The organism is Amycolatopsis sp. NPDC039088 (genome assembly GCF_055598845.1).
In genome coordinates this window covers 337,759-363,620 of the sequence record NZ_JBVKAE010000001.1, presented here as the reverse complement: position 1 = coordinate 363,620, position 25,862 = coordinate 337,759, and the positions used below count along the sequence as shown (strand labels likewise).

The 25,862-nt window shown below is 69.1% G+C and carries 24 protein-coding genes; 21 read left to right on the top strand and 3 right to left on the bottom strand.

Going from position 1 to position 25,862, the window contains the following annotated elements; all coding sequences use genetic code 11:
• Nucleotides 1–61: 61 nt before the first annotated feature.
• The 4 genes from ACZ7KI_RS01480 to ACZ7KI_RS01465 are packed head-to-tail and all read left to right on the top strand — an operon-like array spanning nucleotide 62 to nucleotide 3,919.
• Nucleotides 62–1,636, top strand: a complete 1,575-nt coding sequence (locus ACZ7KI_RS01480) for a class I adenylate-forming enzyme family protein (protein WP_470271293.1) — start codon at nucleotides 62–64, stop codon at nucleotides 1,634–1,636.
• Between the two features lie 33 nt (nucleotides 1,637–1,669).
• Nucleotides 1,670–1,972 (top strand): antibiotic biosynthesis monooxygenase family protein, encoded by a 303-nt coding sequence (locus ACZ7KI_RS01475; protein WP_470271292.1) that lies wholly within the window; start codon nucleotides 1,670–1,672, stop codon nucleotides 1,970–1,972.
• Between the two features lie 37 nt (nucleotides 1,973–2,009).
• A complete protein-coding gene (locus ACZ7KI_RS01470) occupies nucleotides 2,010–3,032 on the top strand; it encodes a methyltransferase (protein WP_470271291.1) in 1,023 nt (340 codons plus the stop codon).
• On the top strand, nucleotides 3,029–3,919 hold the full coding sequence (locus tag ACZ7KI_RS01465; protein WP_470271290.1) for an aromatase/cyclase: 891 nt from the start codon (nucleotides 3,029–3,031) through the stop codon (nucleotides 3,917–3,919). Before ACZ7KI_RS01470 ends, ACZ7KI_RS01465 begins: the two co-directional genes overlap by 4 nt.
• A 13-nt stretch (nucleotides 3,920–3,932) precedes the next feature.
• Here ACZ7KI_RS01465 and ACZ7KI_RS01460 read toward each other — a convergent pair whose 3' ends face one another.
• The gene (locus ACZ7KI_RS01460) at nucleotides 3,933–4,481 is read right to left on the bottom strand and encodes a TetR/AcrR family transcriptional regulator C-terminal domain-containing protein (RefSeq protein ID WP_470271289.1); all 549 of its coding nucleotides are present in this window, start codon (nucleotides 4,479–4,481) and stop codon (nucleotides 3,933–3,935) included.
• 101 nt (nucleotides 4,482–4,582) lie between these two features.
• Between ACZ7KI_RS01460 and ACZ7KI_RS01455 the strand changes: the two genes are divergently transcribed.
• Nucleotides 4,583–6,025 (top strand): DHA2 family efflux MFS transporter permease subunit, encoded by a 1,443-nt coding sequence (locus ACZ7KI_RS01455; RefSeq protein WP_470271288.1) that lies wholly within the window; start codon nucleotides 4,583–4,585, stop codon nucleotides 6,023–6,025.
• Nucleotides 6,026–6,137: 112 nt separating this feature from the next.
• Here ACZ7KI_RS01455 and ACZ7KI_RS01450 read toward each other — a convergent pair whose 3' ends face one another.
• Together ACZ7KI_RS01450 and ACZ7KI_RS01445 are read right to left on the bottom strand one after the other, a co-directional pair.
• Nucleotides 6,138–7,751 carry an FAD-dependent monooxygenase gene (locus ACZ7KI_RS01450; protein ID WP_470271287.1) on the bottom strand — a complete coding sequence of 538 codons (1,614 nt, stop codon included), beginning with the start codon at nucleotides 7,749–7,751 and terminating at the stop codon, nucleotides 6,138–6,140.
• Nucleotides 7,752–7,761: 10 nt separating this feature from the next.
• On the bottom strand, nucleotides 7,762–8,205 hold the full coding sequence (locus tag ACZ7KI_RS01445) for a nuclear transport factor 2 family protein (RefSeq protein ID WP_470271286.1): 444 nt from the start codon (nucleotides 8,203–8,205) through the stop codon (nucleotides 7,762–7,764).
• Between the two features lie 198 nt (nucleotides 8,206–8,403).
• Between ACZ7KI_RS01445 and ACZ7KI_RS01440 the strand changes: the two genes are divergently transcribed.
• The 16 genes from ACZ7KI_RS01440 to ACZ7KI_RS01365 all read left to right on the top strand — a co-directional run bounded on the left by ACZ7KI_RS01440 (nucleotide 8,404) and on the right by ACZ7KI_RS01365 (nucleotide 25,860).
• Nucleotides 8,404–9,327: an SRPBCC family protein gene (locus ACZ7KI_RS01440; protein WP_470271285.1), complete on the top strand. Its 924-nt coding sequence runs from the start codon at nucleotides 8,404–8,406 to the stop codon at nucleotides 9,325–9,327.
• Entirely contained in the window at nucleotides 9,324–9,986 is a 663-nt protein-coding gene (locus ACZ7KI_RS01435) for a class I SAM-dependent methyltransferase (protein ID WP_470271284.1), read from the top strand. Before ACZ7KI_RS01440 ends, ACZ7KI_RS01435 begins: the two co-directional genes overlap by 4 nt.
• A 124-nt stretch (nucleotides 9,987–10,110) precedes the next feature.
• Complete coding sequence (locus ACZ7KI_RS01430) at nucleotides 10,111–11,313, top strand: ROK family transcriptional regulator (protein WP_470271283.1); 1,203 nt, start codon at nucleotides 10,111–10,113, stop codon at nucleotides 11,311–11,313.
• Between the two features lie 46 nt (nucleotides 11,314–11,359).
• Nucleotides 11,360–12,235: a hypothetical protein gene (locus ACZ7KI_RS01425; RefSeq protein WP_470271281.1), complete on the top strand. Its 876-nt coding sequence runs from the start codon at nucleotides 11,360–11,362 to the stop codon at nucleotides 12,233–12,235.
• A gap of 14 nt (nucleotides 12,236–12,249) precedes the next feature.
• Complete coding sequence (locus tag ACZ7KI_RS01420) at nucleotides 12,250–12,732, top strand: hypothetical protein (RefSeq protein ID WP_470271280.1); 483 nt, start codon at nucleotides 12,250–12,252, stop codon at nucleotides 12,730–12,732.
• Between the two features lie 234 nt (nucleotides 12,733–12,966).
• Nucleotides 12,967–14,229, top strand: a complete 1,263-nt coding sequence (locus ACZ7KI_RS01415; protein WP_470271279.1) for an ROK family transcriptional regulator — start codon at nucleotides 12,967–12,969, stop codon at nucleotides 14,227–14,229.
• Nucleotides 14,226–15,728 (top strand): sugar ABC transporter ATP-binding protein, encoded by a 1,503-nt coding sequence (locus ACZ7KI_RS01410; RefSeq protein ID WP_470271278.1) that lies wholly within the window; start codon nucleotides 14,226–14,228, stop codon nucleotides 15,726–15,728. Before ACZ7KI_RS01415 ends, ACZ7KI_RS01410 begins: the two co-directional genes overlap by 4 nt.
• A gap of 35 nt (nucleotides 15,729–15,763) precedes the next feature.
• Nucleotides 15,764–16,738 carry an ABC transporter permease gene (locus ACZ7KI_RS01405; protein ID WP_470271438.1) on the top strand — a complete coding sequence of 325 codons (975 nt, stop codon included), beginning with the start codon at nucleotides 15,764–15,766 and terminating at the stop codon, nucleotides 16,736–16,738.
• A gap of 22 nt (nucleotides 16,739–16,760) precedes the next feature.
• Nucleotides 16,761–17,813, top strand: coding sequence for a substrate-binding domain-containing protein (locus ACZ7KI_RS01400; RefSeq protein ID WP_470271276.1), 1,053 nt, complete (start codon nucleotides 16,761–16,763; stop codon nucleotides 17,811–17,813).
• Between the two features lie 40 nt (nucleotides 17,814–17,853).
• Complete coding sequence (locus tag ACZ7KI_RS01395) at nucleotides 17,854–19,023, top strand: Gfo/Idh/MocA family protein (protein WP_470271275.1); 1,170 nt, start codon at nucleotides 17,854–17,856, stop codon at nucleotides 19,021–19,023.
• A gap of 120 nt (nucleotides 19,024–19,143) precedes the next feature.
• The gene (locus ACZ7KI_RS01390; protein WP_470271274.1) at nucleotides 19,144–20,301 is read left to right on the top strand and encodes an inositol-3-phosphate synthase; all 1,158 of its coding nucleotides are present in this window, start codon (nucleotides 19,144–19,146) and stop codon (nucleotides 20,299–20,301) included.
• The gene (locus ACZ7KI_RS01385) at nucleotides 20,298–21,146 is read left to right on the top strand and encodes an SCO3242 family prenyltransferase (protein WP_470271273.1); all 849 of its coding nucleotides are present in this window, start codon (nucleotides 20,298–20,300) and stop codon (nucleotides 21,144–21,146) included. Before ACZ7KI_RS01390 ends, ACZ7KI_RS01385 begins: the two co-directional genes overlap by 4 nt.
• A complete protein-coding gene (locus tag ACZ7KI_RS01380; protein ID WP_470271272.1) occupies nucleotides 21,143–22,555 on the top strand; it encodes an EboA domain-containing protein in 1,413 nt (470 codons plus the stop codon). Before ACZ7KI_RS01385 ends, ACZ7KI_RS01380 begins: the two co-directional genes overlap by 4 nt.
• A gap of 4 nt (nucleotides 22,556–22,559) precedes the next feature.
• Nucleotides 22,560–23,423: a TatD family hydrolase gene (locus tag ACZ7KI_RS01375; RefSeq protein ID WP_470271271.1), complete on the top strand. Its 864-nt coding sequence runs from the start codon at nucleotides 22,560–22,562 to the stop codon at nucleotides 23,421–23,423.
• Nucleotides 23,420–24,490 (top strand): metabolite traffic protein EboE, encoded by a 1,071-nt coding sequence (gene eboE, locus ACZ7KI_RS01370; RefSeq protein WP_470271270.1) that lies wholly within the window; start codon nucleotides 23,420–23,422, stop codon nucleotides 24,488–24,490. The genes ACZ7KI_RS01375 and eboE overlap by 4 nt, the downstream gene beginning before the upstream one ends.
• Complete coding sequence (locus tag ACZ7KI_RS01365; protein ID WP_470271269.1) at nucleotides 24,487–25,860, top strand: alkaline phosphatase family protein; 1,374 nt, start codon at nucleotides 24,487–24,489, stop codon at nucleotides 25,858–25,860. Before eboE ends, ACZ7KI_RS01365 begins: the two co-directional genes overlap by 4 nt.
• The last annotated feature ends 2 nt before the right edge of the window (nucleotides 25,861–25,862 follow it).

Sequence of the window (25,862 nt, the reverse complement as noted above, 5' to 3'; positions counted from 1 at the left end):
CGTTTTCCAGCCGGGGCTGTGAGCCTGGAATCCGCGAACGGAAACCGGCGGAAGGACGGCCATGACGGCGGGTGCGGAGAAAACGGGTGACGGGATTCTTTCCGGCCCGCCACTGGAGTCGCTCGGCCCGTTCGGTCCGCGGGTCGACGATCTCCTTGCCGCCGCGGCGAAAGCGGCCCCGGATCGCATCGCGCTGCGCTCGCCCGACGCGTCCGTCACCTATCGCGAACTGGATCGGCGAGTGACGGCTTTCGCCGCCGCGCTGTGCGAAGCGGGCGGCTCCGGGGAGACCGTCGCGATGGCCGTCGGACTCGATTTCGCTTTCGCCGTCACCTATTTCGGTGTTTCCCGGGCCGGTGCCGTGAGCGCGATCGTGAATCCGTTCCTTCCCGACGACAGGCTGGCCCGGTCGATCGCCGGATCCGGGGCGAGTGTCGCCGTCGTGACACCTCAGGTGTACCGCCGGCTGGTCGCCCGGCGGTCGAGCTTACCGGGGGTGCGCCGGTTCATCCTGACCCATCGCGACGGCCGGCCGGCCGCCGACGGTGTCGATCTATCCACAGTGGACGAATGGGCGGTGGCGGATTTCCCGTTGCCTGCGGTAAAGGCGGATGAGATCGCCGCGCTCCAGTTCACCAGCGGGACCACCGGCCCGCCCAAGACCGTCCGGCTGACCCATCGGAACCTCACCGTGAACGCGGCCCAGACCGCCTACGGGAACCGGCTCTCCGCTTCCTCGGTGCTGTTCAACTTCCTGCCGACGTTCCATCCGATGCATCTGACGATCGGGGTGGCGGCGAAGGCGACCCACGTCCTCTTCCCCGGGCAGGACCCGGCCGAATCGGTGCGGTTCGCCGCCGAGACCGGGGCGACGCACTACTACAGCCTGCCTGTCCGGCTGTCCCGGCTGGCCGTCGATCCTCGGCTTCCGGAGCTGAAAGCGCCCACCCTGCAGGCGATCCTCTGCGGCGGGTCGATGCTCCCGCCGCCGTCCGCCGCCGCGCTTTCCGAGCACTTCGGCGTGCCCGCGGTCCAGGGTTACGGACTGGCGGAGACCTCGCCGTCGGTCACCCTCGGCGATCTGGACCGGCCGAAACCCGGGTCGTCCGGGGTACTCGTGCCGGGTACGGACTGCCGGATCGTCCACGTCGACACCGGTGCGGTGCTGAGCCCGGGAGAGAAGGGGGAGATCCAGGTCCGCGGGCCCCAGGTGATGAAGGGCTACCTCGACGGCCCCGACCTCGCTCCCGGGGACTGGTTCCCGACCGGTGACATCGGCCTGCTGGACGACGACGGCCACCTCTTCGTGGTGGACCGGATCAAGGACGTCTTCAAATGTGACAACTGGCTGGTCTCACCGACGGAGATCGAACAGGTGCTGAGCAGCCATCCCGCGGTCGCCGACTGCGTCGTCTTCGACCGGCCGGACGAGTTCCGTGGCGCTGTCGCCTGCGGTATCGCCGTCCTCGCCGAACCCGTCGAGCCGGAGGAACTCATCCGGTTCGTCAACGACCGGGTCGCCGAGTACGAACGGCTCCACGCGGTGCTGCCGGTGCGGGAGATTCCGCGTTCGCCGACCGGCAAGGTGCCCCGGCGGGCCTTGCGCGACCGGTTCCTCGCCGACCGAACCGACTGAACCGAGAACACCGAGAAATCGAGAAGGAGAGCGATGTTCCATTTCATCAACCGCTTCACCGTGACCGGCGACCACGCCGAGTTCGAGCGGATCCTGGGTGACATCAACAAGTACATGTCGGCGCAGCCGGGTTTCCGCAAGCACCGGCTGTACCGCTCGGCCAGGGATCCGCAGGTCTATGTCGAGACGGCCGAGTGGGAAAGCGCTGAACTGCACAAGAAGGCCATCAGCGGTGACGGCTTCCTCGCCGGCGTCAAGCGGATCATGGCGCACGCGACCGCCGAGCCCGCTCCGTTCACCGTGGTCCGCGAGAACAGTGCAGCCGGTGTCCGCTGACCCCGTTTCCCCGTCCACACCGCGAAAGGCGGCCCTCATGACCAGTTCGGTTCCCCTCGGCGTGCGGCAACTGCGGGAGATGGCCCTCAGTGCCGCTTGGTCGGCGTCGATCCGTGCCGCCGCCAAGCTCGGCGTCGCCGACGCCCTCGGTGACGAGCCCGCCCCGGTCGACGACATCGCCAAGGTGGTGAAAGCCGATCCCGATGCGCTCAACCGGCTTCTGCGGGCACTGGCCTGTCACGGCATCTTCGCCGACCGGGGCGACGGCGTGTTCGCGCACACCGAAATCTCCCGTCTGCTCCGCGACGACCACCCGAACAGCCTGCGGTACATGACCTTGTGGGCGACCGAGCCGTGGACCTGGGAGCTGTGGGCGAGGCTGGACGAGGCGATCCTTTCGGGAGAAAACGTCTTCCAGTCTTTGCACGGCAAGGACTTCTTCGAGTATCTCCACGCCGACGCCCCGGAATCGGCCGAAGTGTTCGACAAGGCGATGACCCAGGCGAGCAGGCTTTCGGCCCGGCGTCTCGCCGACACGCTGGACTTGTCCGGCGTCGAGACCGTGGTCGACATCGCGGGCGGGCAAGGACAGGTGCTCGCGACCCTGCTGGAGGCCAATCCCGGGGTTCGCGGGGTACTGTTCGACCTGCCGGAGGTCGTCGCGAATCCGGATCCGCGGCTGGCCGAGGGTGGGGCGCTGGCGTCCCGTGCCGAGCTGGTGGCGGGTGACTGCCGCCGCAAGGTCGGCGTGCGCGCGGATCTCTACCTGCTCAAGAACGTCCTGGAATGGGACGACGACAGCACCGTCGACACCTTGCGGAACCTTGCTGTCGCCGCGAAGCCGGGTGCGCGCATCGTGATCGTGGAGAACCTCATCGACGGCAGTCCCGAATCGCGGTTCACCACCGCGATGGATCTCTTGCTGCTGCTGAACGTCGGCGGCAAGAAACACACGCAGGACGGGCTGGTCAAGCTCGTCTCGATGGCCGGGCTGCGCGTCGAGGAGGTCCGCCCGGTGAACGCCTACCTGCACATGGTCGTGGCGACGGTGTCCTCGTGAGCGGCGAGCACGCGCTGGTGCGGGCGGAGATCGGGGCACCGGCCAAGGTGGTCTACGACCTGCTGACCGATCTGCACACCTGGCCCTGGCTGTTCCCGTGGATCCTGCACACCGAACGGCTGGCCGGGGACGGGAACGAGGACGTCGTCCGCTACTGGGGTGTCACCGCGGACGAGACCGTCCGGACCTGGGTGTCCAGCCGCCGTCTCGACTCGTCCGCGCCGCGGATGGACTTCACGCAGCAAGGGGCCGTCGGGGAGGTGACGCGGCTGAGCGGTTCGTGGACCTTCGCGGACCTGCCCGGCGGCGGCACCAGGGTCGAGTCCGACCACGAGTTCGAGGTCGCGGACGGCGTGCCGCCGGAAAAGGTCGCGGCGATGTTCGCCGGACGTGGTGAGGTCCAGCTGGCGCGGCTGCGCGAATGCGCCGAAAACCAGGCGGACGTCGAGCGGCGGACGTTGTCCTTCGTGGACACGCTGTTCGTCGCGGCGGACGACGGCACGGTCTTCGGTCTCCTGGAGGACGCCGCCGCCTGGGCGGTACGGCTCACCGGTGTCCGGCGCTCGGACGTCGTCCGCGAGGAGGCGGACGTCCGGTTCGTCGAACTGGAGGCGGCGGCCGGTGAATCCCGGTCCGCCCGGCTTTCGCTGGCGGAGCAGCGGAAGATCGTCTGGAAACAGCTCGTCCCGGCGGATGGGATCGAGCTGCACACCGGATTCTGGCAGTGTGTGCCGACCCCCGAGGGCACGGTGGTCGTGGCTTCGCAGCTGGCGATCCTCGCGCCGTCGGACGAGCCCGTCGAGCGGGCCCGGCGCCGAGCCCGCCGGGACCTGACCGGAGAAGGTCTCGGGTTCCTGACCGAGGTGAAGAAGTTCGCGGAGTCCTGACGGGACTCCCGGGTCACGGGGTCGAGCGCCGGAGTCCGGAGATCAGCAGCTGGAGGCCGAATTCGAAGGATTCGGCCGGATCTTCGTGGTGCTCGACCCCGCTTTCGTCTTCGACGTGCTGCTGTTCGTCGATCGCGCAGCCGAGGGTGTACCGGCTCACCGCCAGTATCGCGTGCACGGCGTCCTGTTCCGGGAAACCCGCTTCCAGCAACGGTTTGATCAGCGGGAGCATCGAGGACTGTTCGGTGGGCCGCGAGCCGGCGTGCAGGCGTGCCCCGTCCCGGTAGGACAGCAGGGTCCGGCGGATCGTACGGGCGCGTTCGGCGAGCCAGTGTGCCCAGTCGGTCATCGCCGCGGGGTCGTCGAGGGGGGCGAGTCGCTCGTCCAACATGGTCTCGGCCATCTGATCCAGCAACGCCCGCTTGCTCTTGAAGTGCGTGTACAGGGCAGGACCCTGCACGCCTAGTTTGTCCCCGAGCTTGCGCAGGGTCAGTCCGTCGAGCCCGACCTCGTCGAGGAGTTCGAGCGCGGCCCGTACGTAGCCATCCCGTCTTACGACCATGGGCACACTTTCGCCGGTTGGTGTCCGGCTTGACAACCTGAAGCCGGTCCGCCCAATATTAGCACCGTTAAGTTCTTAATGGTGCTAAGGTTTGGATTCCGATGACGAAGACGGCCCCGGTCGAGGTCCCTGACGACGAGCGCATCACGCCCGCGCTCTGGGGGATGGCCTCGATCCTGACCCTGGGCGGGGTCATGTCCATGTTCACGTCGACCGTGGTCAACGTGGCGCTGGGCACGGTCAGCGAAAAGCTGAACGCGCCGCTCGGCACGGTCCAGTGGATCGCCACCGGCTACCTGATCGCGCTAGCCGCGATGGTCCCGGTGAGCGGCTGGGCGAGCAGGCGCTACGGCGCGACCAAACTCTGGCTGGTGTGTGTCGGCCTGTTCGCGGTGTTCTCCGCGCTCAGCGCCATGGCGACGTCGATCGAGATGCTGATCGTCTTCCGGGTGCTGCAGGGCGTGACCGGCGGTCTGCTGGTCCCCGCCGGGCAGATCCTGTTCGCGGTGGCCGCGGGCCCGAAGCGGCTGGGCCGGATGATGAGCGTGCTGAGCATCCCGATCTACCTCGCCCCGGTGCTCGGCACGCTGTTCGGCAGCATGCTGACCGAAGGGCTCGGCTGGCCGTGGCTGTTCCTGGTGAACGTGCCGGTGTCGGTGATCAGCCTCCTGCTCGGCTGGAAATGGCTCCCGAGGGAGACCCCGACGGGTGCCCAGCCGCTGGACTGGCCCGGACTGCTGCTGGCCGTGGTCGGCCTGCCGTTGCTGGTGTACGGCGTGGCGGAGTTCGGCGAGTCCGGTGGGCACGCCGGTGCCGGGCAGCTCATCCCGACGATCGTCGGCGCTATCCTGCTCGTGGCCTTCACCCTCAACGCGCTGCGGTCGAACCACCCGCTGCTCAACCTGCGGCTGTTCCGCGACAGCGGGTTCTCCTCCGCGGCCGCGGTCATCTTCTGCATGGGTATCGCGCTGTTCGGCGCGATGATCGTGCTGCCGCTGTACTACCTGGACGTCCGGCACGAAAGCCTCGTCGACACCGGTCTGCTCACCGCGCCGCTGGCACTCGGGACCGTGGCGGCGTTGCCGCTGGCAGGCAAGCTGACCGACAAGATCGGCGGCGCACGGGTGATCTTCGCGGGCCTGATCATCACCGTCATCGGCACCGTGCCGCTGGCGCTGATCACCGAATCCGACAGCTACTGGTGGCTTTCGGCGGTGCAGATCGTCCGCGGCGTCGGCATCGGCCTGACCACGACGCCGGCGCTGGCCACCGGGCTGGTGATGGTGCCGAAGGAACAGTTCTCCCACGCGATGCCCATCTTCAACATGCTGCAGCGGATCGGTGGGTCCTTCGGGACCTCGATCCTCACCGTGATCGTCGCCTTCCAGCTGGCCAACACCTCCCCCGGGACGGCTGCCGGAGCGGCGTCGGCCATCGCCTACACCCATTGGTGGATCGTCGGTGTCACCGCGATCGTGCTGATCCCGTCGGTGATCCTCGTCCGGGCCGAAGCCCGGCGCCGTCGGGAAGCGGCCGCCGCTTGACAACCCCCAGCCGGCGATCGGGTGGTCAGTGCGATCGGCGCGTGAAGGACTCCTTCCCTCGGCTCAGTCGAGGGAAGGAGTCCTTCACGCGCTTTCCACCACCTTCCCGGAGTCAGCCCAGCGCGGTGACCTGCCGGACGGCCGCTTCGAGGACGGCTTCCGGTGTATCGGCGGCGCCTGTCGCGCGCCAGGCGACCTGCCCGTCGGGACGGACGAGGAGCGCGCCCGACGATTCGATGCCCGCCTTGCGTTCCCATGCCCCACCGGTATCGAGGGCGAAGGCGGTGATCGGGACGCCCGTGGCCTTCGCCGCCGTTCGCGACGCCTCCGTCCACCCGGTGCCGTCCCGGCCGGCCAACAGCGTGAATCGCCCGTGTGCGATGTCCACTGTGGACATCCGGACGCCCTCGTGGTCCAGTTCGAGATGCGGTACCCGGGTTCCCGGTGAGCCGTCCAGGTTCACCGCGGCGTCGGTGCCGGAGAGCGGCTCGGTTCGAGGGTCGACGATCGCCTCGGACCGGTAGACGTCGCAGAGATGAGCGATGGCGTGTTCCGCGATGCCGGCGGCGGCGCGGTCTTCCGCGGTTCCCTTGCCCCAGTGGAGATCGGGATGCCGCATCCGCAGGAGTACCTGTTCGGTGAGGAAGACCGAACGCGGGCGTCGCTCGGCCTCGTAGGAAGCGAGCAGTCCTTCTCCCGCCTCACCCCGGAGCACCATGGCGAGTTTCCACGCCAGGTTGTGGGCGTCACAGATCCCGGTGGTCAGCCCGAAGACGCCGACCGGCGGCAAGGTGCGGGCGGAGTCCCCGGCCAGGAAGACGCGGCCGGCGCGGAACCGGTCGGCGAGCCAGGCCGTCGGCCGCCACGGCGAAGTGCTCAGGATCTCCAGCTCCTGGTCCGGTTTCCCGAGCCCGGCGCGGATCACTTCGCGGCAGCGCTCCGGCGTGTAGTCCTCGGGCGTCGCGTCGCGGTCCTCCGGAACCATGATGTGGTAACACCAGCGGTCCTTTTCGGACAGTGCGATCAGCATCCCCGCCGCGTCGGGGTGGGTGATGATGCTGGGGGAGAAGAACCCCTTGCTCGCGATCAGCTCGCCGAGGTCGGCGCGGAACAACACGTTGATGTGGTAGCCGCCCACGATCCCTTGGCCGTCCCGGGTGATCCCGGCGAGCTCCCGCGTCCGGCTTTCCGCCCCGTCGGCGCCGACGAGGTAGTCCGCCTCGATCGGGTAGGTCCGCCCGCCTTCGCGCACGGTCGCGACGACGTGGTCCGCCTTCTGCTCGAACGAAAGCAGCTCGGTCGAGCGGCGCACCTCGCCGCCGCCGGATTCGATCACGCGCATCAGGACGGGGTCGAGCTGATGCTGCCCGCAGCCGCCGAGGTCGAAGGCCGGGGTGTGGTCCCGAATCAGGTTCACGAAGGACTTCGACACATCGGAGGGCGGTCCGGGCGCGGACGGATCGAATTCGGCGATGCTCCTGGCCTTGATCGGTGGCTTGCTCTCACTGCGGCGTTCCGCCACCGCGAGGAACTCCTCGCTCCGCCCGACACTGAGCAGCGCCTCCCAGGCCCGGGGCCCGATGGAGGTGGCTCGCGGATGGTCGGACAGCGCCGCCCGCTGCTCGACCAGCAGCGGCCGGATGCCCTGCCGGACGAGGAAGGCGGCGGTCGCCAGGCCGACGGTGCTGCCACCGGCGATCAGCACCGGCACACGTTCCGGATTCATCGGTTTCCCTTCAGGCGAAGTCGTCGCGAGTGACGAAGCGGCTGCGAACACGTAGTCCGCCGTCCTCGCGCACCAGGACGTCACGGCATTCGCAGACACGATGCAGCCGCGAGGGCCCACCCTGGGGCGAGGCGAAGACGAGCGCGTAACAGACGACGTCGAGCGCACCGTCCGGCCGCTCGTCGACGGTGATCATCCCGTGCCAATGGCGGTGTTTCTCGCCCTTTGCGGCCAGTTCCGTCCGGGTACGCCGGACGGCGGCGATCAGCGCGGCGCGGCCGCGGGTCGGCTCGGGCAGGGTCGGCACGGCGAAGGTGCCGTCCTCGGTGAACGTCTCCGCCCACGCTTCGGCCTCGCCGGCGTCGAGCAGTTGCAGGTGCCGCGCGTAGAACCGTTCGATTTCGAGATAGGTACCGTCGGAGACGGTTTCTTCGGTCAGCTGCCGGGTCCGCATCGCCACTCCTCGAAGTCTCTGTCCGTCGTTCACCGACACGATCCCGATTCCCGTTGGAGCAGCTCTGGAGGATCCGCGACATGACTTCCACCGGCGATGAACCCGTGCTCCAGCCTCGATCCCGAGAATTGTCCTGGTCGGCGACTGGGCAGGCACAGAACGGAGAGGAACCGGGTAATGACTCGGAAAATTCACCGGGTGGAAGAGAGCCGTGTCATCGCGGCGGGGGCCGAGACGGTCCGCGGCCTGATCGACGATCTCGACACCTGGTCGCACTATCACCCGGCGGCGGTCCACGCCGAATACCTGGAACGCAAGGACGGTGAGGCACTGGTCGCGCAGTGGGCGCTGATCGGTGGCGAGACCGTGCGCACCTGGAAGATGCGGCGCTGGGACAAGGACGGCAGCATCGCCTTCGCACACGAACCGGCCGCGGCGCCGTTCGCCGACGTGCACGGGGAATGGATCTTCGAGAAGCGGGACGACCAGAGCACCCTGGTGCGGATGGTGCACGAATTCAAACTGGCCGAAGAGGACGCCGGGATCGCCGAAGGGCACCGCGAAAAAATCCGTCAGGGCAGCATCGGCTTCCTCGACACGCTGCAGTACGTCGCGGAGAACCGCGACGAACTCGCCCGGTTGACGATCACCTTCGAAGACCCGCTCTTCATCGCCGGGTCGATCGAGGACGCGTACGCCTATCTCTACGAAGCCGACAAATGGCCGGAGCGCATGCCGCACGTCGCCGCGCTCCGGCTCGAGGAGACCGTGCCCAACATCCAGTTCTTCGACATGGACACCGCCGACCCGGACGGCGCGCATCGGCACAGCACTCGTTCGGTCCGGATCTGCCTGCCGCACCGGAAGATCGTGTACAAGCAGATCAAACTGCCCAAGCTGCTGGACGGCCACACCGGGCACTGGGACTTCAGCGAAACCCCCGAAGGGATCATCGCGACCACTCGGCACACCGCGACGATCAAGCCGTCCGCGCTGGACGTGCTGGGCGAAGGGACGACCGTGCAGGACGCACGCAACTACCTCCGTCGCGTGCTGACCAACAACAGCATGAGCAACCTGCGCCTGACGAAGGCCTACGCGGAAGAGCGTGCGGGCTGGTGACCGCGCACGAGGAGCGCGCGCTGGCCGGCGTCCAGAGCTACAGCCGGAAGATGCTCGCCGTCTACGACCTGTGGATCCTCGGCGTCGTCTGCCCGGCGGTGTGGCACTGCTCGCGCGCGACGATGGCGGCGCAGTACGCCCGCAACGTCGGGGCACGGCATCTCGACATCGGCCCAGGCACCGGATACTTCCTGCGCCGCACCAGGTTCCCGGTCGAGCGGCCGGAGGTGACCCTGGTCGACCTCAACGAGGACGTGCTGTACACGGCGTCCCGGCGCCTGGCGAAGTACCGGCCGTCCACCTTCCGCCGCGACGTGCTGCGTCCCCTCGACCTCGGTGAGCGCCGGTTCGACTCGGTGGGGATGAACCTGCTGCTCCACTGCCTTCCCGGTGACCTGACCGAGAAGGCCGTCGTGTTCGATCACGTGCTGCCCCATCTCGAACCGGGCGGGCGCGTCTTCGGCAGCACGGTCCTCTCCCATGGGGTGAAGCACGGGTTCCTGGCACCCAAGGCATTGGAGGCGCTGAACCGGGACAACGACATGAGCAACGCGGACGATTCGCTGGAACAGCTGGAAGCCGCGCTGGCGAACCGGTTTCCGCAGCACCGGATCACCGTTCGCGGTTCGGTCGCCTTGTTCGAGGCGACGCGGTCCTAACCGCACCTTCGCCGTCGCGTGGGTTTGTTGCCGCCCGCGCGCGGTGAAGGGTGCCGGATACCGATCGCTCGCCTCCGCCGTGGCCTTCGGGACAGGAAGTGGACAACGCCGTAGGCTCGGCTGAATGAGCACGGCATCCACCACGGAGCATCCGATGGTCGAAACCCGGCACCAAACCCAGTTGCTCACCTTGCTGCGGGACGAGGGCCCGATGTCCCGGGTCGAACTGGGGGAGCGGCTGGAGCTGCCGCGTGCCCGGGTGGGTGCCGAGGTGACCCGCCTCGCCGAGGTCGGCCTCGTCGAGACGGCGGGTCCGTCGGCGAGCCGGGGTGGCAGGCGGTCGACGCTGGTGCGGCTGGCGGGAGACCTGCGCGTGCTCTCCGTCGACGTCGGCGCGACGTCGGTCGGGGTCGCCCTCACCGACGCTTCGTGCGAGGTGCTGGTGCACACCGTCGAGGACTGTGACGTCCGGCAGGGGCCGCACGCCGTCCTCAAACGCATCGTGGAGCTGGCGGAGAAGATCCGCGAAGAGGCGCCGGGAAAGCTGATCGCCGCCGGGATCGGCCTGCCGGGGCCGGTGAGCTTCGCCGAGGGGATGGCGGTGGCGCCGCCGATAATGCCCGGCTGGGACCGGTTTTCCGTGCGCGACCATCTCGGCGGGCTGCTGCGCTGCCCGGTCACCGTCGACAACGACGTGAACTCGATGGCGCTCGGGGAACGGCACGCCGGGGTCGCCCGGTCCATCGACGATCTGGTGTTCGTCAAGATCGGTACCGGTATCGGCTGCGGGATCGTGCTCGGCGGCAAGGTGTACCGCGGTGTCGCGGGCACCGCGGGCGACATCGGGCACATCCGCCTCGACGACTACGGCCCGACCTGTGCCTGCGGCGAGACCGGCTGCCTCGAGGCGTACTTCGGCGGCGCCGCACTGGCCCGCGACGGGCTGACCCTGGCGCGCAGCGGCCGGTCGGCGTACCTCGCCGACGTCGTCGCGGACCGGGGGGCGATCACCGCCGCGGACGTCGGCCGCGCGGCGGCGTCGGGCGATTTCGGCGCGGTGAACCTGATCCGCGACGGCGGTCGGCGGCTCGGCCAGGTGGTCGCTTCGCTGGTGAGCTTCGTGAACCCGGGGATGGTCGTGATCGGCGGCGGCGTGGCGCAGCTCGGGCATCAGCTGCTCGCCGAGATCCGCAGCTCGGTCTACCGCCGCTCGCTGCCGCTGGCGACCGGGAACCTGCCGATCGTGCTGTCCGAACTCGGGGACACCGCCGGGGTCATCGGGGCCGCCTGGTCGGCCACGGACCGCGCGTTCACGTTGAGCGGCTGAGGCGGCGGCGCAGAGCAGGATCACCCGCCAGGCGAGGCCGCCCCAGGTGCTGCGTTCGTGGCATTCCGCGCACGGAGTGCTTTCCCTGCAGGCGGTCGTCGCCCAGCTCGGTGCCCATGTTCGACGGCTGCGCTCCGCGCCGCAGGGCACACCGGAGACCGTACGGGGTTTCCGGGTGGGGGCGGAGATCGCCGACATCGCCGCCACGATGGCTTGGGATACGGGCGAAAGCAGCACGGCCCAACGCTATTTCGTGCTTGCCGCACAACTCGCCCACGCCGCGGGCGACGACGCGCTGGCGGCGGTCGCCTTGGGGTCGCTCGCGCGTCAGTGCTTCGACATGGGACGCCCTGATGACGGGCTCGAAGTCGTCCAGCTCGCGCAGTACTGCACGAGGCGCATCGCGACGCCGAGGCTCCGAGCCGTCCTGGCGACGCGCGAAGCGTGGGCATACGCGCTTCGAGGCGAACCGCGAGCTTTCCGGCGCGCGGTCGCGCTCGCCGAGGACTACCACGGCGAAGGAGTGCGTGAGCTCGATTCGCGTACGCCGTCGGCGAGGAGTCTCGACAGCGCGGAACTCGCGGGCGTCATCGGTGCCCGCTATCGGGATCTCGCCCGCTACGAACCGCGGTACGCCGTGACCGCGCAGGAGTACATCAGCCGAGCGCTCGACCTGCGAGATCCGGGCAGGGCGCGCAACCGGGTTTTCGATCTCATCGGGCTGGCCAGGGCGCACCTTCTGTCCAGGGAGCCCGATAGGGCCGCGGAGCTGGTGGCGGAAGCGCTGCCATCCGCCGGTGCGTGGGCGTCCGGGAGGGTCGGCGTACGCCTGAGGGACTTCCATCGTGAAGCCGCGGTGTTCGCTACGGTGCCCGCCGTGCGGGACGTCCGTGCCGCCATCCTGGAAATGACCGCCGCTTGACGAGAGGAACTTCGTTGCGCCGCATCGGAATCACCGGGCACTCGAATCTGTCCGCGACCACCGCGCCGTTGATCGCCGATGCTCTTCGCCGGACGCTCGCCGCGCTGACGGACGGCCCGCTCGTCGGTGTGACTTGCCTGGCTCGTGGCGCCGATCAGCTCTTCGCCCGCGCGGTGCTGGAGCTCGGCGGGTCGGTGGAAGTCGTGCTTCCCGCGCACGACTACCGCGCCAGGAAGGTCAAGCCGGACAACGCGGCCGACTTCGACGAGCTGCTCGGCCTGGCGGGGGCCGTCCACACCCTGCCGTTCCCCGAGTCCGGCCGCGAGGCCTACATGGCGGCCAGTGAACGGGTGCTGGGGGAGGTGGAGGCCATGATCGCGGTCTGGGACGGAGGTCCTTCCGGTGGCCACGGAGGCACCGCAGACGTCGTCGACGCGGCGCGTGAGCGAGGTCTGCCGGTGACGATCGTGTGGCCCGACGGGGCCTTGCGCGAGTGACATCTCGGCACGTTGGGCACTCACCTGATTCCGATTAGTAACGTCAAGATCGTACAGACTTTCGCTCGCAAAGTACAAAAGTCTGCACCGATTCGAACGGCTAATCGGGTGACAGGGGTCATTTCTGTCTTGTTGTCACCTTGACGAGTGACAGCAGTCACCCTACTTTCGCTGGCTAAGTAACAAAGTTTGTTACGGCCGATTCGTAAGTGAGGCGTCGTCAAATGAGGCAGTGTGGCCGCGACTGATCCCGGGCAGCTCGACCCGGTCAGCCCACGCACGGCGAATGGCGCCCATGGGTTCTCGGCGGGGAAACGTACCTCGAACCTCGCCGCGCTCCTGCGGGCGCTGCGCGCTGGGCCGCTGTCGCGTACCCAGCTCGCGGCGCGGAGCGGGATCACCAAGGCGGCCGTCTCCGGTCTGGTCACCGAGCTGGCCGAGCGCGGCCTCGTCCGCTCCGCCGGACTCCAGGCGGGCGGCAACGGCAGGCCCAGCCAGCTGGTCGAGCTGAACGGCGCCAGCGCCTACGGGCTCGCGCTGAGTGTCGAAGCCGATCGTTTCGCCGCCGTCGTCACGAACCTCGACGGCCGTGTCATCACCGAACGCGCCGAGTCCGCCGACGTCGCCGCGCTCGGTCTGCACCGGAGCATGGACGAACTCGCCTTCCTCGCCGGTCAGGTGCTGAGCGCCGAGCAGCCGGTCGGCGTCACGGTCTCGGTCCCCGGCCTGGTCGACTCGGCCGCCGCGGTGCTGCGGTTCGCGCCGACGCTGCGTTGGCGCGACGCCGAGATCGCCGATCTGCTGGCCGCCCGGCTCGGTCTGCCGGTCGACGCCATCGCGGTCGACAACGAGGCCAACCTCGGTGCGGTCGGCGAGGCGGTCGCGGGGATCGGCCGTGGTGTGCGGGAGCTTTTCTACCTCAGCGGCGGGATGAGCGTCGGCGGCGGACTCGTCTCCGGCGGCGCGATCCTGCGCGGGGCAAGAGGTTTCGCCGGCGAGGTCGGGCACATCACCGTCGACCCGTCCGGCGAGCAGTGCCAGTGCGGCCGGGTCGGCTGCCTGGAGACCAAGGCCGGGCTCAACGCCGTGTTGCGGGTCGCCGCCTCGCCGGGAGACCCGCTGCACGATCCCGCGCTCGGCGTCGACGGCCGGGTGGGGCTGCTCAAGCATCGCGTCCAGCGCGGCGACCAGCGCGCCGTCGCGGCGGTCTCGGAACTCGGGGTCGCGCTCGGCATCGCGGTGTCCACTGTGGTCGATGTGCTCGACCCGGACGTCGTGGTGCTCGGCGGTTACTTCGCCGAACTGGGCGAGTGGCTGGTCGAGCCGGTGCGCCGCGAACTGTCCGCACGGCCGCTGGGGCACGAGCCAGCCTGCCGGGTCGAGCCGTCGCCGCTGGGCACCACCGCTCCGCTGCGCGGGGCCGCACACCTTGCCACCGAACGGCTTTTCGCCGACCCGACGCTCGTTCCAGTGCTCACCGAGGAGGCGCCGGCATGACCTTGCTATCGGTCCGGGGGATCGTGAAGACCTTCCCGGGGGTCCGCGCGCTCGACGGGGTCGACTTCGACGTCGAACCCGGCGAGGTGCACTGTCTGCTCGGCCAGAACGGCGCGGGCAAGTCCACGCTGATCAAGACCCTCGCCGGGGCGCACCGTCCCGACGGAGGCGAGATCTTCTGGCAGGGCGAGCCGGTCACGTTGCCCTCACCGGTCGCCGCGCTGAAGATCGGCATCGCGACCATGTACCAGGAACTCGACCTGGTACCGGGGCTTTCCGTGGCGGACAACATCTTCCTCGGCCGTGAGCGGGCCAGCTTCGGCTTCACGCGGATCAGCGAATCGCGTGCCATGGCCGCGAAACTGATGGCCCGGCTCGGGCATCCGGAGATCACGCCGTCGACCGAGGTCGGCAAGCTCTCCGCGGCGGGCCAGCAGCTGGTCTCGATGGCGCGCGCACTCGCGTACGACGCGAGGCTGCTCGTGATGGACGAGCCCACCGCGGCGCTGGCGGGGGAAGAGGTCGACAACCTGTTCCGCATCGTCGGCGAACTGACCGCCGAGGGCGTCGCGATCGTCTACATCTCCCACCGGCTCGAAGAACTGCGCCGGATCGGCCACCGCGTCACCGTGCTCAAGGACGGCAAGACCGTCTCCACCGGCCTCGACGCCAAGGAGACGCCGACGTCGGATCTCGTCGCGCTCATGGCGGGCCGCAAGGTCGAGACCGTGTTCGGCCCGCGCCACCAGGAACACGTGAACCCGGACAAAGAGGTGCTCAAGGTCGAGAACCTGACCACCGTGGGCGAGTTCGAGAACGTGAGTTTCACCGTGCACGCCGGGGAGGTCGTCGGTATCGCGGGTCTCGTCGGCTCCGGGCGCAGCGAGCTGCTGGAGACGATCTTCGGCGCGCGCAAACCGGACGCGGGCACGGTCTCGGTCGACGGCGAACCGGTACGGGCGGGCAGCGTGTCCGCGGCGGTCAAGGCCGGGATCGGCTTGGCGCCGGAGGAACGCAAAAGCCAAGGCCTGCTGCTGGACCTGCCTGTGGTGCATAACGTGACGCTGGCCAGCCTGTCCAAATACTCGACGTTCGGGTTCTCCGAGCGGTCGAGGGAACTGGAGGACGCCGGGGAAAGCCTGCGGCGGCTCGATCTCCGGCCGGCCGACCCGCACCGGATCATCCGCACGCTGTCCGGCGGAAACCAGCAGAAGGCGGTGCTCGCGCGGTGGCTGGTCCGCGGCTGCCGGGTACTGCTGCTCGACGAGCCGACCCGCGGGGTGGACGTCGGCGCGCGGGCCGAGCTGTACCGGCTGATCGAAGAACTGGCCGCGACCGGGGTCGCGATCGTACTGGTCTCCAGCGAGATCCCCGAAGTACTCGGACTGTCCGACCGGGTGCTGGTGCTGCGTGAAGGACATGTCCTGGCTGAAAGGCCGTCTGCGGAGCTGACAGAGGCGGATGTGCTCGACGTGATTCTCGAGGGGAGTGCGGCGTGACTGACCAAGCCGAGTCGGTGCGTACGGGACCCGCCGTGGAACCCGTACCACCCAAAGAAAAGCGGAGCTTCTCGCTCGACACCCGGCTGCTGGGGTTGACCGGTGTGCTGGTGATCCTGTGCATCGTCGGCCAGGTGACCCGGCCCGACCAGTTCTTCACCGAAGGCAACATCTCGACGATCCTCCGGCTGGCCGCGGCCATCGGCGTGGTCAGCGTCGGGATGACCTTCGTGATCATCGCCGGCGGCATCGACCTCTCGGTCGGGTCGATCGTGGCGCTCTCCAGCGTCTGGCTGACCACACTGGCCACCCAGGCCTACGGCCCGTTCGTGATGATCCTTTGTGGACTCCTGGTCGGCCTCGGCTGCGGGCTGATCAACGGGATACTGGTCTCCTACGGGAAGATCGTGCCGTTCATCGCGACCTTGGCGATGTACGTCGCGGCCCGCGGGCTCGCGGAACGCATCAGCGGCCGCCGCACGCAGGTGGTCGCGGAGACGGGTTTCCTCGACTTCTTCCGCGGTGACCTGCTCGGCATCCCGGTGCTGATCTGGATGTTCGCGCTGGTGTTCGTCGTCGGCTGGGTGCTGCTGAACCGCACCACGTTCGGCCGCCGCACCTTCGCCGTCGGTGGCAACGCCGAGGCTTCGCGCCTCGCGGGTATCCACGTCAAGCGGCACACCGCACTCGTCTACGGCGTCGCAGGTCTTTGCTGCGGTATCGCCGCGCTGATGGTCGTCGCCCGCACCACCGCGGGCGCGTCGACCAACGGCATGCTCTACGAACTCGACGCCATCGCGGCGGTCGTCATCGGCGGCACCCTGCTCACCGGTGGCCGCGGCTCGCTCATCGGCACCCTGATCGGCGTGCTGATCTTCACCGTGCTGTCCAACATCTTCACGCTCAACAACCTGGACACCGACATCCAGAACATCGCCAAGGGCGTGATCATCGTTTTGGCCGCGCTTCTGCAGTTCCGCTCCGTGAAGAACGCAAAGACGAGTACTTGATCATCGTGGATGGAGAGTCGTCATGACCGAACAATCCCTGCACCGCCGCCGTTTCCTGCTCGGTGGCGCGGCCGTCGGAGCGGGCGCGCTGCTGACCGCGTGCACGTCGAACGAGGCACCGGCACAGAACAACGCCGCCAACGTGGCCAACGCGGGCAGCAACTCGCAGCCCGGAAACCCGGTCACCATCGGGTTTTCGGCGCCGGCCGCCGACCACGGCTGGATGGCGGCCATCACCAAGAACGCCCGCGCTCAGGCGCAGAAGTTCAGTGAGGTCACGCTCAACGCGACCGAGGGCACCAACGACGTCAACCAGCAGATCTCCCAGGTGGAGACGCTGATCAACGCCAAGGTCAACGTGCTGGTGATCCTGCCGTTCGACGGCAAGGCGCTCACCGCCGTCGGACAGCAGGCGATGGACGCCGGTATCCAGGTGATCAACCTCGACCGCGTCTTCGACACCCCGCTCGCGTACCGCACCTGGATCGGTGGCGACAACTACCGGATGGGCGTCAACGCCGGGAACTACATCGCCAAGCAGATGAAGGCGAAGAACATCGCCAGCCCGGTGATCGGCGAGGTCGCAGGGATCGACTCGCTGCCGCTGACCCAGGAACGCAGCAAGGGTTTCAAGGACGCCTTGGCGCGTCAGGGTTTCCAGGTGGGACCGCGCGTCTCGGCGCAGTTCACGCCGGAGTCGGGCGAGCAGCAGACCTCGAACCTGCTGCAGTCCGCGCCCAAACTGGACGCGCTCTGGAACCACGACGACGACCAGGGTGTCGGGGTCATCGCGGCGATCAACAACGCGAACCGCAAGGACTTCCTGATGGTCGGCGGCGCGGGTTCGAAGAACGCGATGAACCTGATCAAGTCCGACGCCGAGCCGCTGAAGGCGACGGTGCTCTACAGCCCGTCGATGGCGTCGTCCGCGATCTCGCTCGCCAGGCTGCTCGGCCAGAACAAGGGCGCGGGCGATTTCGCCGAGCACGAGATCCCGTCGGAGATCACCACGTACTCCGCGGTGGTCACCAAGGAGAACGTCGACCAGTACATGGACGTCGGCTTCGACTCGTAGCACAGCACTCCCGGCACACGTAGGCGGATCTAGGAGGGGCATGAGCACGGCAAAGGAAACGATCGGGGTCGGCATGGTCGGTCACTCGTTCATGGGTGCGGTGCATTCGCACGCGTGGCGCAGTGTCCACCGGTTCTTCGCGCCACCGCTGATCCCGAGACTCGCCGTGCTCGGCGGACGCGACGAAGGGCGGGCGAAGGCCGCGGCGGAGCGGTTCGGCTGGGAAGACGTCGAGACGGACTGGCGCGCGCTGGTCGCCCGCGACGACGTCGACCTGGTCGACATCTGCACCCCGGGCGACAGCCACGCCGAGATCGCGATCGCCGCGCTCGAGGCCGGAAAGCATGTGCTGTGCGAGAAACCGCTGGCCAACACCCTCGCCGAAGCCGAGGCGATGGCGGAGGCGGCGGCGAAGGCCCGCGGAGGCGGCGTCCGGTCGATGGTGGCCTTCAACTACCGCCGGGTGCCCGCGCTCGCGCACGCCAGGAACCTGGTCGCGAGCGGGGCACTCGGCGAGATCCGCCACGTGCGGTCGGTCTACCTGCAGGACTGGCTGTCGGATCCGGAGTCGCCGATGACCTGGCGGCTGCACAAGGACAAGGCGGGCTCCGGCGCGCTGGGCGACCTCGGCGCGCACATCGTCGACGCCGCCCAGTTCGTCACCGGCGAGATCATCACCGGGGTCTCCGCCTTGACGAACACCTTCGTCAAGGAACGGCCGGACGGCGACGGCGGGACGGGGCAGGTCACCGTCGACGACTGCGCGCTGTTCCTCGGCCGGTTCTCCGGCGGGGCCGTGGCGAGTTTCGAGGCGACCCGGTACGCGCTGGGCCGCAAGAACTCGATGCGGCTGGAGATCAACGGATCGAAGGCGAGCCTCGCGTTCGACTTCGAGTCGATGAACGAACTGTCCTGGTACGACGGAGGCCAGCCCGCCACCGAGGCGGGGTTCCGCCGGATCCTGGTCACCGAACCGGACCACCCGTACGTCGGGGTGTGGTGGCCGCCGGGCCACCTCCTCGGCTACGAGCACACCTTCACCCACGAGGTCGCCGATCTGCTGACCGCGATCGGCGAAGGCACGGATCCCGAACCGTCCTTCGAGGACGGGTTGAGGGTTCAGATGGTCCTCGACGCGGTCGAGCGCAGCGCGGCCGAAGAGGCGCGATGGACCGCTGTGCCCGGCGTCACCACGGAGGCGGGTAACTGAGAAGTAGTTCCAGCCGAAAGTCGCATGACGGTTATCGCTGCGACTTGGTTCGATCCGAAACGTCCGACCATCCGAGGAAATAGCCCCGTCGGACGTTTCGGATCTTGGAAAGGTGGAGAAATGCCTGCTCAGGAGCGCACGGGCATCTGGTTGATCGGCGCGAGAGGATCGGTGGCCACGACCGCCGCGGTGGGCCTGCTGGCCCTGCGCGCCGGCGTGACCGGTCCGGTCGGCTGTGTCACCGAGCTACCCGCGTTCGCGGGGGTTCCGTTGCCGGGCTGGGACGATCTGGTCCTCGGCGGGCACGACATCGCGCACACTCCGTTGGAGAAGCGCGCCGAACAGCTGGCGGGCGCCGGCGTGTTCGGGCACTCGGTGTTCTCGGCGGTCCGGTCAGGACTGGCCGAAGTGGACGCCGAGATCCGCGACGGTTACCACCCGGCGACGCATACGGGTGCCCAGGCCGACGCCGCCGCGCGGCTCGGCGCGGACATCCGGGCTTTCGCGGACCGGCACGGCCTCGCGCGGGTCGTGGTGGTCAACGTGTCCTCCACCGAGGCCCCGTGCCCCCACCTTCCCGAACACGACGACCTCGACGCGCTCGAAGTGTCGCTCGCGGATCCGGCGAGGGCGGTCCTGCCGTCCAGCTCCCTGTCGGCCTACGCGGCGCTGAAGGCGGGGAGCCCCTACGTCGAGTTCACGCCGTCCCCCGGCGTCACCCTGCCCGCATTGCGGCAGCTCGCCGAACGGGAGGGCCTGCCCTACGCCGGTTCCGACGGCAAGACCGGCGAGACCCTCCTCCGCACCGTCCTCGCGCCGATGTTCAGCGCGCGGGCGCTGAAGGTCCGCTCCTGGTCCGGCACCAACCTGCTCGGCGGCGGTGACGGCGAGACCCTCTCCGACCCGGTGACCGCGAACAGCAAGCTGGAATCGAAGGCCCGCGGCCTCGCGGCGCTGCTCGGCGAGGACGTCACCGCGCCGCTGCACATCGACAACGTGCCCGACCTCGGCGAGATCAAGACCGCGTGGGATCACGTGTCGTTCGAGGGTTTCCTCGGCGCGCGCATGAGCCTGCAGTTCACCTGGACCGGCTACGACTCCGCGCTCGCGGCGCCGCTGATCCTCGACCTCGCGAGGCTCGTGACCGCGGCGCACGCCGACGGCCAGAGCGGCGCGCTGACCGAACTCGGCTTCTTCTTCAAGGATCCGCTGGGCAGCGACGAACACCGCTTCGCCGAACAGGCCGCCCGCCTGATCACCTGGGCGGGAACCCTGTGAAGGCTTACGTGGAACTCGTCCGCGCGCCCGCCGCGCTGACGGTGCTCGGTGACACGGTCGCCGGGTCCGCCGCGGCGGGGCTCAAGATGACCGGGCGACGGCTGCTGCTGCCGCTGTCCTCGGTCGCCTTCTACTGGGCAGGGATGGCCCTCAACGACTGGGCGGACCGGAAGCTCGACGCGGTCGAGCGCCCCGAGCGGCCGATCCCGTCCGGGCGGGTGAGCGCGGACGCGGCGCTCACCACCGGGGCGACGCTGACCGCGGCCGGGCTCGGCCTGGCCGCACTCGGCGGCGGACGACAGGCGATGCGGGTCGCGGTCCCGCTCGCCGCCGCGGTGTGGGCCTACGACACCGTGCTCAAGCCGACCCCGGCCGGACCGGTGGCGATGGCGGCCTGCCGCACGCTCGACGTCCTGCTGGGCGCAGGCGACTCTCCGAAGAAGGCTCTCACCGCCGCGGCGGCCGTCGGTGTCCACACGCTCGGTGTCACGGCGCTGTCCACCGGCGAAGTGCACGGCGCGAAACCAGGGACGGCTCGGGCCGCACTGGCCACCAGCTGCGCCGCGACAACGTTGGCATTGACCGGACCGGCGCGGGGCGGCTGGCACCGGCTCGCCTCGGTGGCGGCCGGTTCCGGCTACGCGGGCCTGGTCGGCAGGGCACAGGCGGACGCCGTCCGTGACCCGTCGGCCAAATCCGTGCGCTCGGCGACGAAGTCCGGCATCCACGGCATGGTCCCGCTGCAGGCGGCGGTCACGGCCAAGGGCTCGGTACTGGGTGCCCTGCTGGTCGCCGCCGCGCTGCCGATCGCCCGCAAGCTGTCGCGGAAGGTGAGCCCCACATGACGTTTTCGTTGGGATACGGCACGAACGGGTTCTCCAACCACCGTCTCGACGACGCCCTCGCGATCATCGCCGACCTCGGCTACACCGGGGTCGCGCTGACGCTGGACCACGACCATCTCGACCCGTTCGCCGACGACCTGGCACAGCGGGTCGACCACGTGGCTTCGCGGCTTTCGGCGCTTGGCCTGAACCGCGTCGTCATCGAAACCGGCGCCCGGTACCTGCTCGACCCGTGGCGCAAGCACTCGCCGACGCTGCTGTCGGACGACCCCGCGCTCCGGATCGACTTCCTGGCACGGGCGATGCGGATCGCGAGCGACCTCGGTGCCGACTGCGTCTCGTTCTGGTCCGGTGTGTCTACTGTGGACACGGAGACCGCCTGGGCCCGGTTGCGTGAAGGCGTCGCCGCGGTCCTGGAGGAGGCTTCGCGACTGAACGTCCGGCTCGCGATGGAACCGGAACCCGGGCACCTCGTGCAGCATTTGAGCCAGGTCTTGGACCTGCGCAAGGAACTCGGCGAACCGGAGCTGTTCGGTGTCACACTCGACGTCGGGCACTGCGTCGCCGTCGAGCCGGTGAACGCGGCCGAGTGCGTCCGTCTGGCCGGACCGCTGCTGTGGAACGTCCAGCTGGACGACATGCTGCCGAGGGTCCATGAGCACCTCGAATTCGGCGACGGGCACCTGGACCTGCCGGGAACGCTCGCCGCGCTGGCGGAGATCGGCTACACCGGGCTGGCCGCGGTCGAACTGCCCCGGCACAGCCACGCCGCACCGGACACCGCGCGCAGGGCCTTCGAAGCCCTCACCAGCGCGTTGCCGCAAACGTGGCTGGACAAGGCGGAACGCCGGATCCGGGAGAAGCCGTCGGTCGTCGGCTCGCTCTTCCCGGCCGTCGGCCGCGAGGTCGGCCGGACCGCGTTGCGGCCGGAGACGGATCCGCAGGGGCTGGTGCACGGCACCGTCGACGACCGGGCGCGCGTCCGGCTCGTGACGACGCTGGCCGACGTCCTCGACGACGCGGCGCTGGCCGCTGAGCTGCGGGATCTCTACCGCTACGGCGACGACGCCGAGCGGCGCGGGGTCCTGCGGGCGCTCAACGCGCTGGAGTCCCCGGCCGCCGAAGTCACCGACACCGGCATCAAGCTGGTCGAAGACGCCTTGCGCGCCAACGACATCCGCCTGGTCGCCGCCGCCATGGGCGCGTTCGCCCGGTTCCTGGACGACCACACCTGGCGGCACGGTGTCCTCAAATGCGTCTTCGTCGGCGTTCCGCTCGCCGCCGTCGCGGATCTCGAAACCCGCGCGGACGACGAGCTGAGGCGCATGCTCGCCGACTTCGCCGACGAACGCAGGGCAGCCGGACGTGACGTTCCCGCCGACGCCCTCGAACTCCTCAAGGAGAACTAACACAGTGCGCATCTTCGATCCCCACATCCACATGTCCTCCCGGACCACCGACGACTACGAAGCCATGTACGCGGCAGGCGTCCGCGCGCTCGTCGAACCCGCGTTCTGGCTGGGCCAGCCGCGCACCAGCGTCGGCTCGTACACCGACTACTTCGACGCCCTCATCGGCTGGGAACGGTTCCGCGCCGCCCAGTTCGGCATCCGGCACCACTGCACGATCGCGCTGAACCCCAAGGAGGCCAACGACCCTCGCTGCCGCGAGGTGCTCGACGTCCTCCCGAGGTACCTGGCCAAGGACGGCGTGGTCGCGGTCGGCGAGGTCGGCTACGACTCGATGACGAAGGAAGAGGACGAGGTCTTCGCGCGGCAGCTGGCGATGGCCCTCGAACACGACCTGCCCGTCTTGGTGCACACCCCGCACCGCGACAAGCTCGAAGGCACCAAGCGCACGCTCGACGTCGTCCGTGAGGCCGGGCTCGCGCCGGAGCGCGTGGTCGTCGACCACCTCAACGAGGTCACCGTCAAGCTGGTCAAGGATTCCGGCGCCTGGATGGGGTTCTCCATCTACCCGGACACCAAAATGGACGAACACCGGATGGTCGAGATCCTGCGCCAGTACGGGCTGGACAACATGATCGTCAACTCGGCCGCCGACTGGGGCCGCTCGGATCCCTTGAAGACCGCGAAAACCGGGCAGGCGATGCTCGACGGCGGCTTCACCGAGGCCGACGTCGACAAGGTGCTGTGGCAGAACCCGGTCGACTTCTACGGCTTGAGCGGCAGGCTCACCCTCGACCCGCTGCCCGGGTTCACCGGCGAGGCCGCGACCTTCGAGGGCAACTCGGTGTTGCGAGGTGCCCGCAAATGATCTCCTACTGTACGAACGTCCATCCCGCCGAAGACGTCGACGGCATCGTCGCGCAGCTGGAGCGGTACGCGCTTCCGGTCCGCGAACGGCTGGGCGCCGACCGGCTCGGCGTCGGGCTGTGGCTTTCCGCGCCGGTCGCGCGCGGACTCGCCGGCGACGCGGGCGCACGCAGGGCGTTCCGCGCGGAACTGGACGCGCGCGGACTGTCGGTGTACACGCTCAACGCGTTCCCGTACGGCGGTTTTCACGACGACGTCGTCAAGCACGCGGTCTACCGTCCTGAGTGGACGAACCCCGACCGGGTCGCCTACACGATCGACTGCGTGAACGTGCTGTCCGATCTGCTCGCCGAGGACGCCACGTACGGCAGCATCTCCACGCTGCCGCTCGCCTGGCGCGAACCGTGGACCGAGCACGACGACCGCCGCGCGGCCGAGGCCTTCGGCCAGGTCGTCCGGGCGATCGGTGACCGGCCGATCAAGCTGGCCGTGGAACCCGAACCCGGCTGTGTGCTCGACACCGTGGCCGACGCGCTGGGCTGGCTTTCCGGCCGCGTCGACCCGGAGTACGTCGGGCTGTGCCTGGACACCTGTCACCTCGCGGTCTCGTTCGCCGACCCGGCGGAGACACTGGCCGCGATCGCGAAGTCCGATGTGGACATCGTCAAGGTGCAGGCCTCCGCCGCGCTGCACGTCGAAGATCCCGCCGAGGCCCGTGAGGCGTTGGCCGCGTTCGCGGAACCGCGCTACCTGCACCAGGTCCGGGAGCTTTCGGGTGGTGTCGTACACCAGGCCGACGATCTACCCGAGGCCTGGACGGAGCTGCCTGGGGAGGGGCCGTGGCGCGTGCATTTCCACATGCCGCTGCACCAGGCCCCGGCCGCGCCGCTGTCCACCACCACGGACGTCCTGCGCACCGTCGCCGCCGGGCTGCCCGGAGAACCGCATATCGAGGTCGAGACCTACACCTGGAGCGTGCTCCCGGACGCCGGTGACCTCGTCGGCGGAATCGCCGCGGAACTCGAGTGGGCACAGGCGAACCTCGTCAAGGAAGGGGTTTCCGCGTGAAGCCGCTGGTCGTCATCGACGTCGTCGGGCTGACCCCGAAGGCGTTGCGGGACATGCCGAAACTGTCCGCCGTCGCCCGCGACGGCTGGCAGGCCGAACTGGGCACGGTGCTGCCGGCCGTCACCTGCAGCGCGCAGTCGACGTTCCTCACCGGGCTCACGCCCGCGCAGCACGGGATCGTCGGCAACGGCTGGTACTTCCGTGAACTCGGCGAGATCTTCCTGTGGCGCCAGCACAACCGGCTCGTCGGCGGGGAGAAGCTGTGGGAGACCGCGCGGGCGGCGCACCCCGGCTACACGTCGGCGAACGTCTGCTGGTGGTACGCGATGGGGATGAGCACCGACGTCACGGTGACCCCGCGGCCGATCTACCACGCGGACGGCCGCAAATCGCCGGACGCCTACGTGCGCCCGCCGGAACTGCACGATCAGCTGACCGGCGCGCTGGGGGAGTTCCCGCTCTTCCAGTACTGGGGCCCGACGGCGTCACTCAAGTCGAGCAAGTGGGTGATCGGCGCCTCGCGGCAGATCCTGCGCGAGAAGCGTCCGGATCTGCTGCTGACCTACGTCCCGCATCTGGACTACGACCTGCAGCGTTTCGGCCCGGACGCGCCGCAGGCGGCGAAGGCCGCGCGGGAACTGGACAACGCGCTCGCGCCGCTGCTCGACGACGCCCGCAACGCCGGGGCGACCGTGGTCGCGCTCAGCGAGTACGGGATCACCAACGTCAGCAGGCCGGTCGACATCAACCGGGCACTGCGTCGCGAAGGACTGCTGGAGGTCTACACCCAGGCGGGGATGGAGTACCTCGACCCGTGGGCGTCCCGCGCGTTCGCCGTCGCCGACCACCAGGTCGCGCACGTCTACGTCCGCGATTCCGCCGACGTCGAGCGAGTGCGCTCGATCGTCGGTGAGCTGACCGGCGTCGACGAGGTCCTCGACCGTGAGGCGCAAGCTCGTTACGGGTTGGACCACGAACGGGCAGGCGAACTCGTCGCGGTCGCCGAGCCGGACTCGTGGTTCACCTACTACTACTGGCTCGACGACGCGCGGAAGCCCGATTTCGCGCGCGGTGTCGAAATCCATCGCAAGCCGGGCTACGACCCCGCCGAGCTGTTCTTCGACCCGGAGGACAAGTTCGCCAAGGCACGGGCCGGGCTCAACCTGGCGAAGAAGTTCGCCGGGCTCCGCTACGCGATGGACGTCGTCCCGACCGATCCGCGCTGGGTGCGAGGTTCACACGGACGACTGCCGGATTCCACCGATGACGGTCCGGTGCTGCTGTGCAGTGACCCGGCGTTCCAGCCGTCCGGTCGCGTCGGCGCGACCGACGTGCATCCGTTACTCCTTTCCCTGCAAGGCCTGAAATAGAA

What these genes read in the sequence shown, in the direction of transcription:
- ACZ7KI_RS01445 (WP_470271286.1), bottom strand. Translation starts at nt 8,205, where the DNA reads ATGCGGACCCGGCAGCTGACCGAAGAAACCGTCTCCGACGGTACCTAT.
- ACZ7KI_RS01450 (WP_470271287.1), bottom strand. Translation starts at nt 7,751, where the DNA reads ATGAATCCGGAACGTGTGCCGGTGCTGATCGCCGGTGGCAGCACCGTC.
- ACZ7KI_RS01470 (WP_470271291.1), top strand. Translation starts at nt 2,010, where the DNA reads ATGACCAGTTCGGTTCCCCTCGGCGTGCGGCAACTGCGGGAGATGGCC.
- ACZ7KI_RS01475 (WP_470271292.1), top strand. Translation starts at nt 1,670, where the DNA reads ATGTTCCATTTCATCAACCGCTTCACCGTGACCGGCGACCACGCCGAG.
- ACZ7KI_RS01395 (WP_470271275.1), top strand. Translation starts at nt 17,854, where the DNA reads ATGAGCACGGCAAAGGAAACGATCGGGGTCGGCATGGTCGGTCACTCG.
- ACZ7KI_RS01480 (WP_470271293.1), top strand. Translation starts at nt 62, where the DNA reads ATGACGGCGGGTGCGGAGAAAACGGGTGACGGGATTCTTTCCGGCCCG.
- ACZ7KI_RS01390 (WP_470271274.1), top strand. Translation starts at nt 19,144, where the DNA reads ATGCCTGCTCAGGAGCGCACGGGCATCTGGTTGATCGGCGCGAGAGGA.
- ACZ7KI_RS01410 (WP_470271278.1), top strand. Translation starts at nt 14,226, where the DNA reads ATGACCTTGCTATCGGTCCGGGGGATCGTGAAGACCTTCCCGGGGGTC.
- eboE (WP_470271270.1), top strand. Translation starts at nt 23,420, where the DNA reads ATGATCTCCTACTGTACGAACGTCCATCCCGCCGAAGACGTCGACGGC.
- ACZ7KI_RS01380 (WP_470271272.1), top strand. Translation starts at nt 21,143, where the DNA reads ATGACGTTTTCGTTGGGATACGGCACGAACGGGTTCTCCAACCACCGT.
- ACZ7KI_RS01430 (WP_470271283.1), top strand. Translation starts at nt 10,111, where the DNA reads ATGAGCACGGCATCCACCACGGAGCATCCGATGGTCGAAACCCGGCAC.
- ACZ7KI_RS01455 (WP_470271288.1), top strand. Translation starts at nt 4,583, where the DNA reads ATGACGAAGACGGCCCCGGTCGAGGTCCCTGACGACGAGCGCATCACG.
- ACZ7KI_RS01460 (WP_470271289.1), bottom strand. Translation starts at nt 4,481, where the DNA reads ATGGTCGTAAGACGGGATGGCTACGTACGGGCCGCGCTCGAACTCCTC.
- ACZ7KI_RS01400 (WP_470271276.1), top strand. Translation starts at nt 16,761, where the DNA reads ATGACCGAACAATCCCTGCACCGCCGCCGTTTCCTGCTCGGTGGCGCG.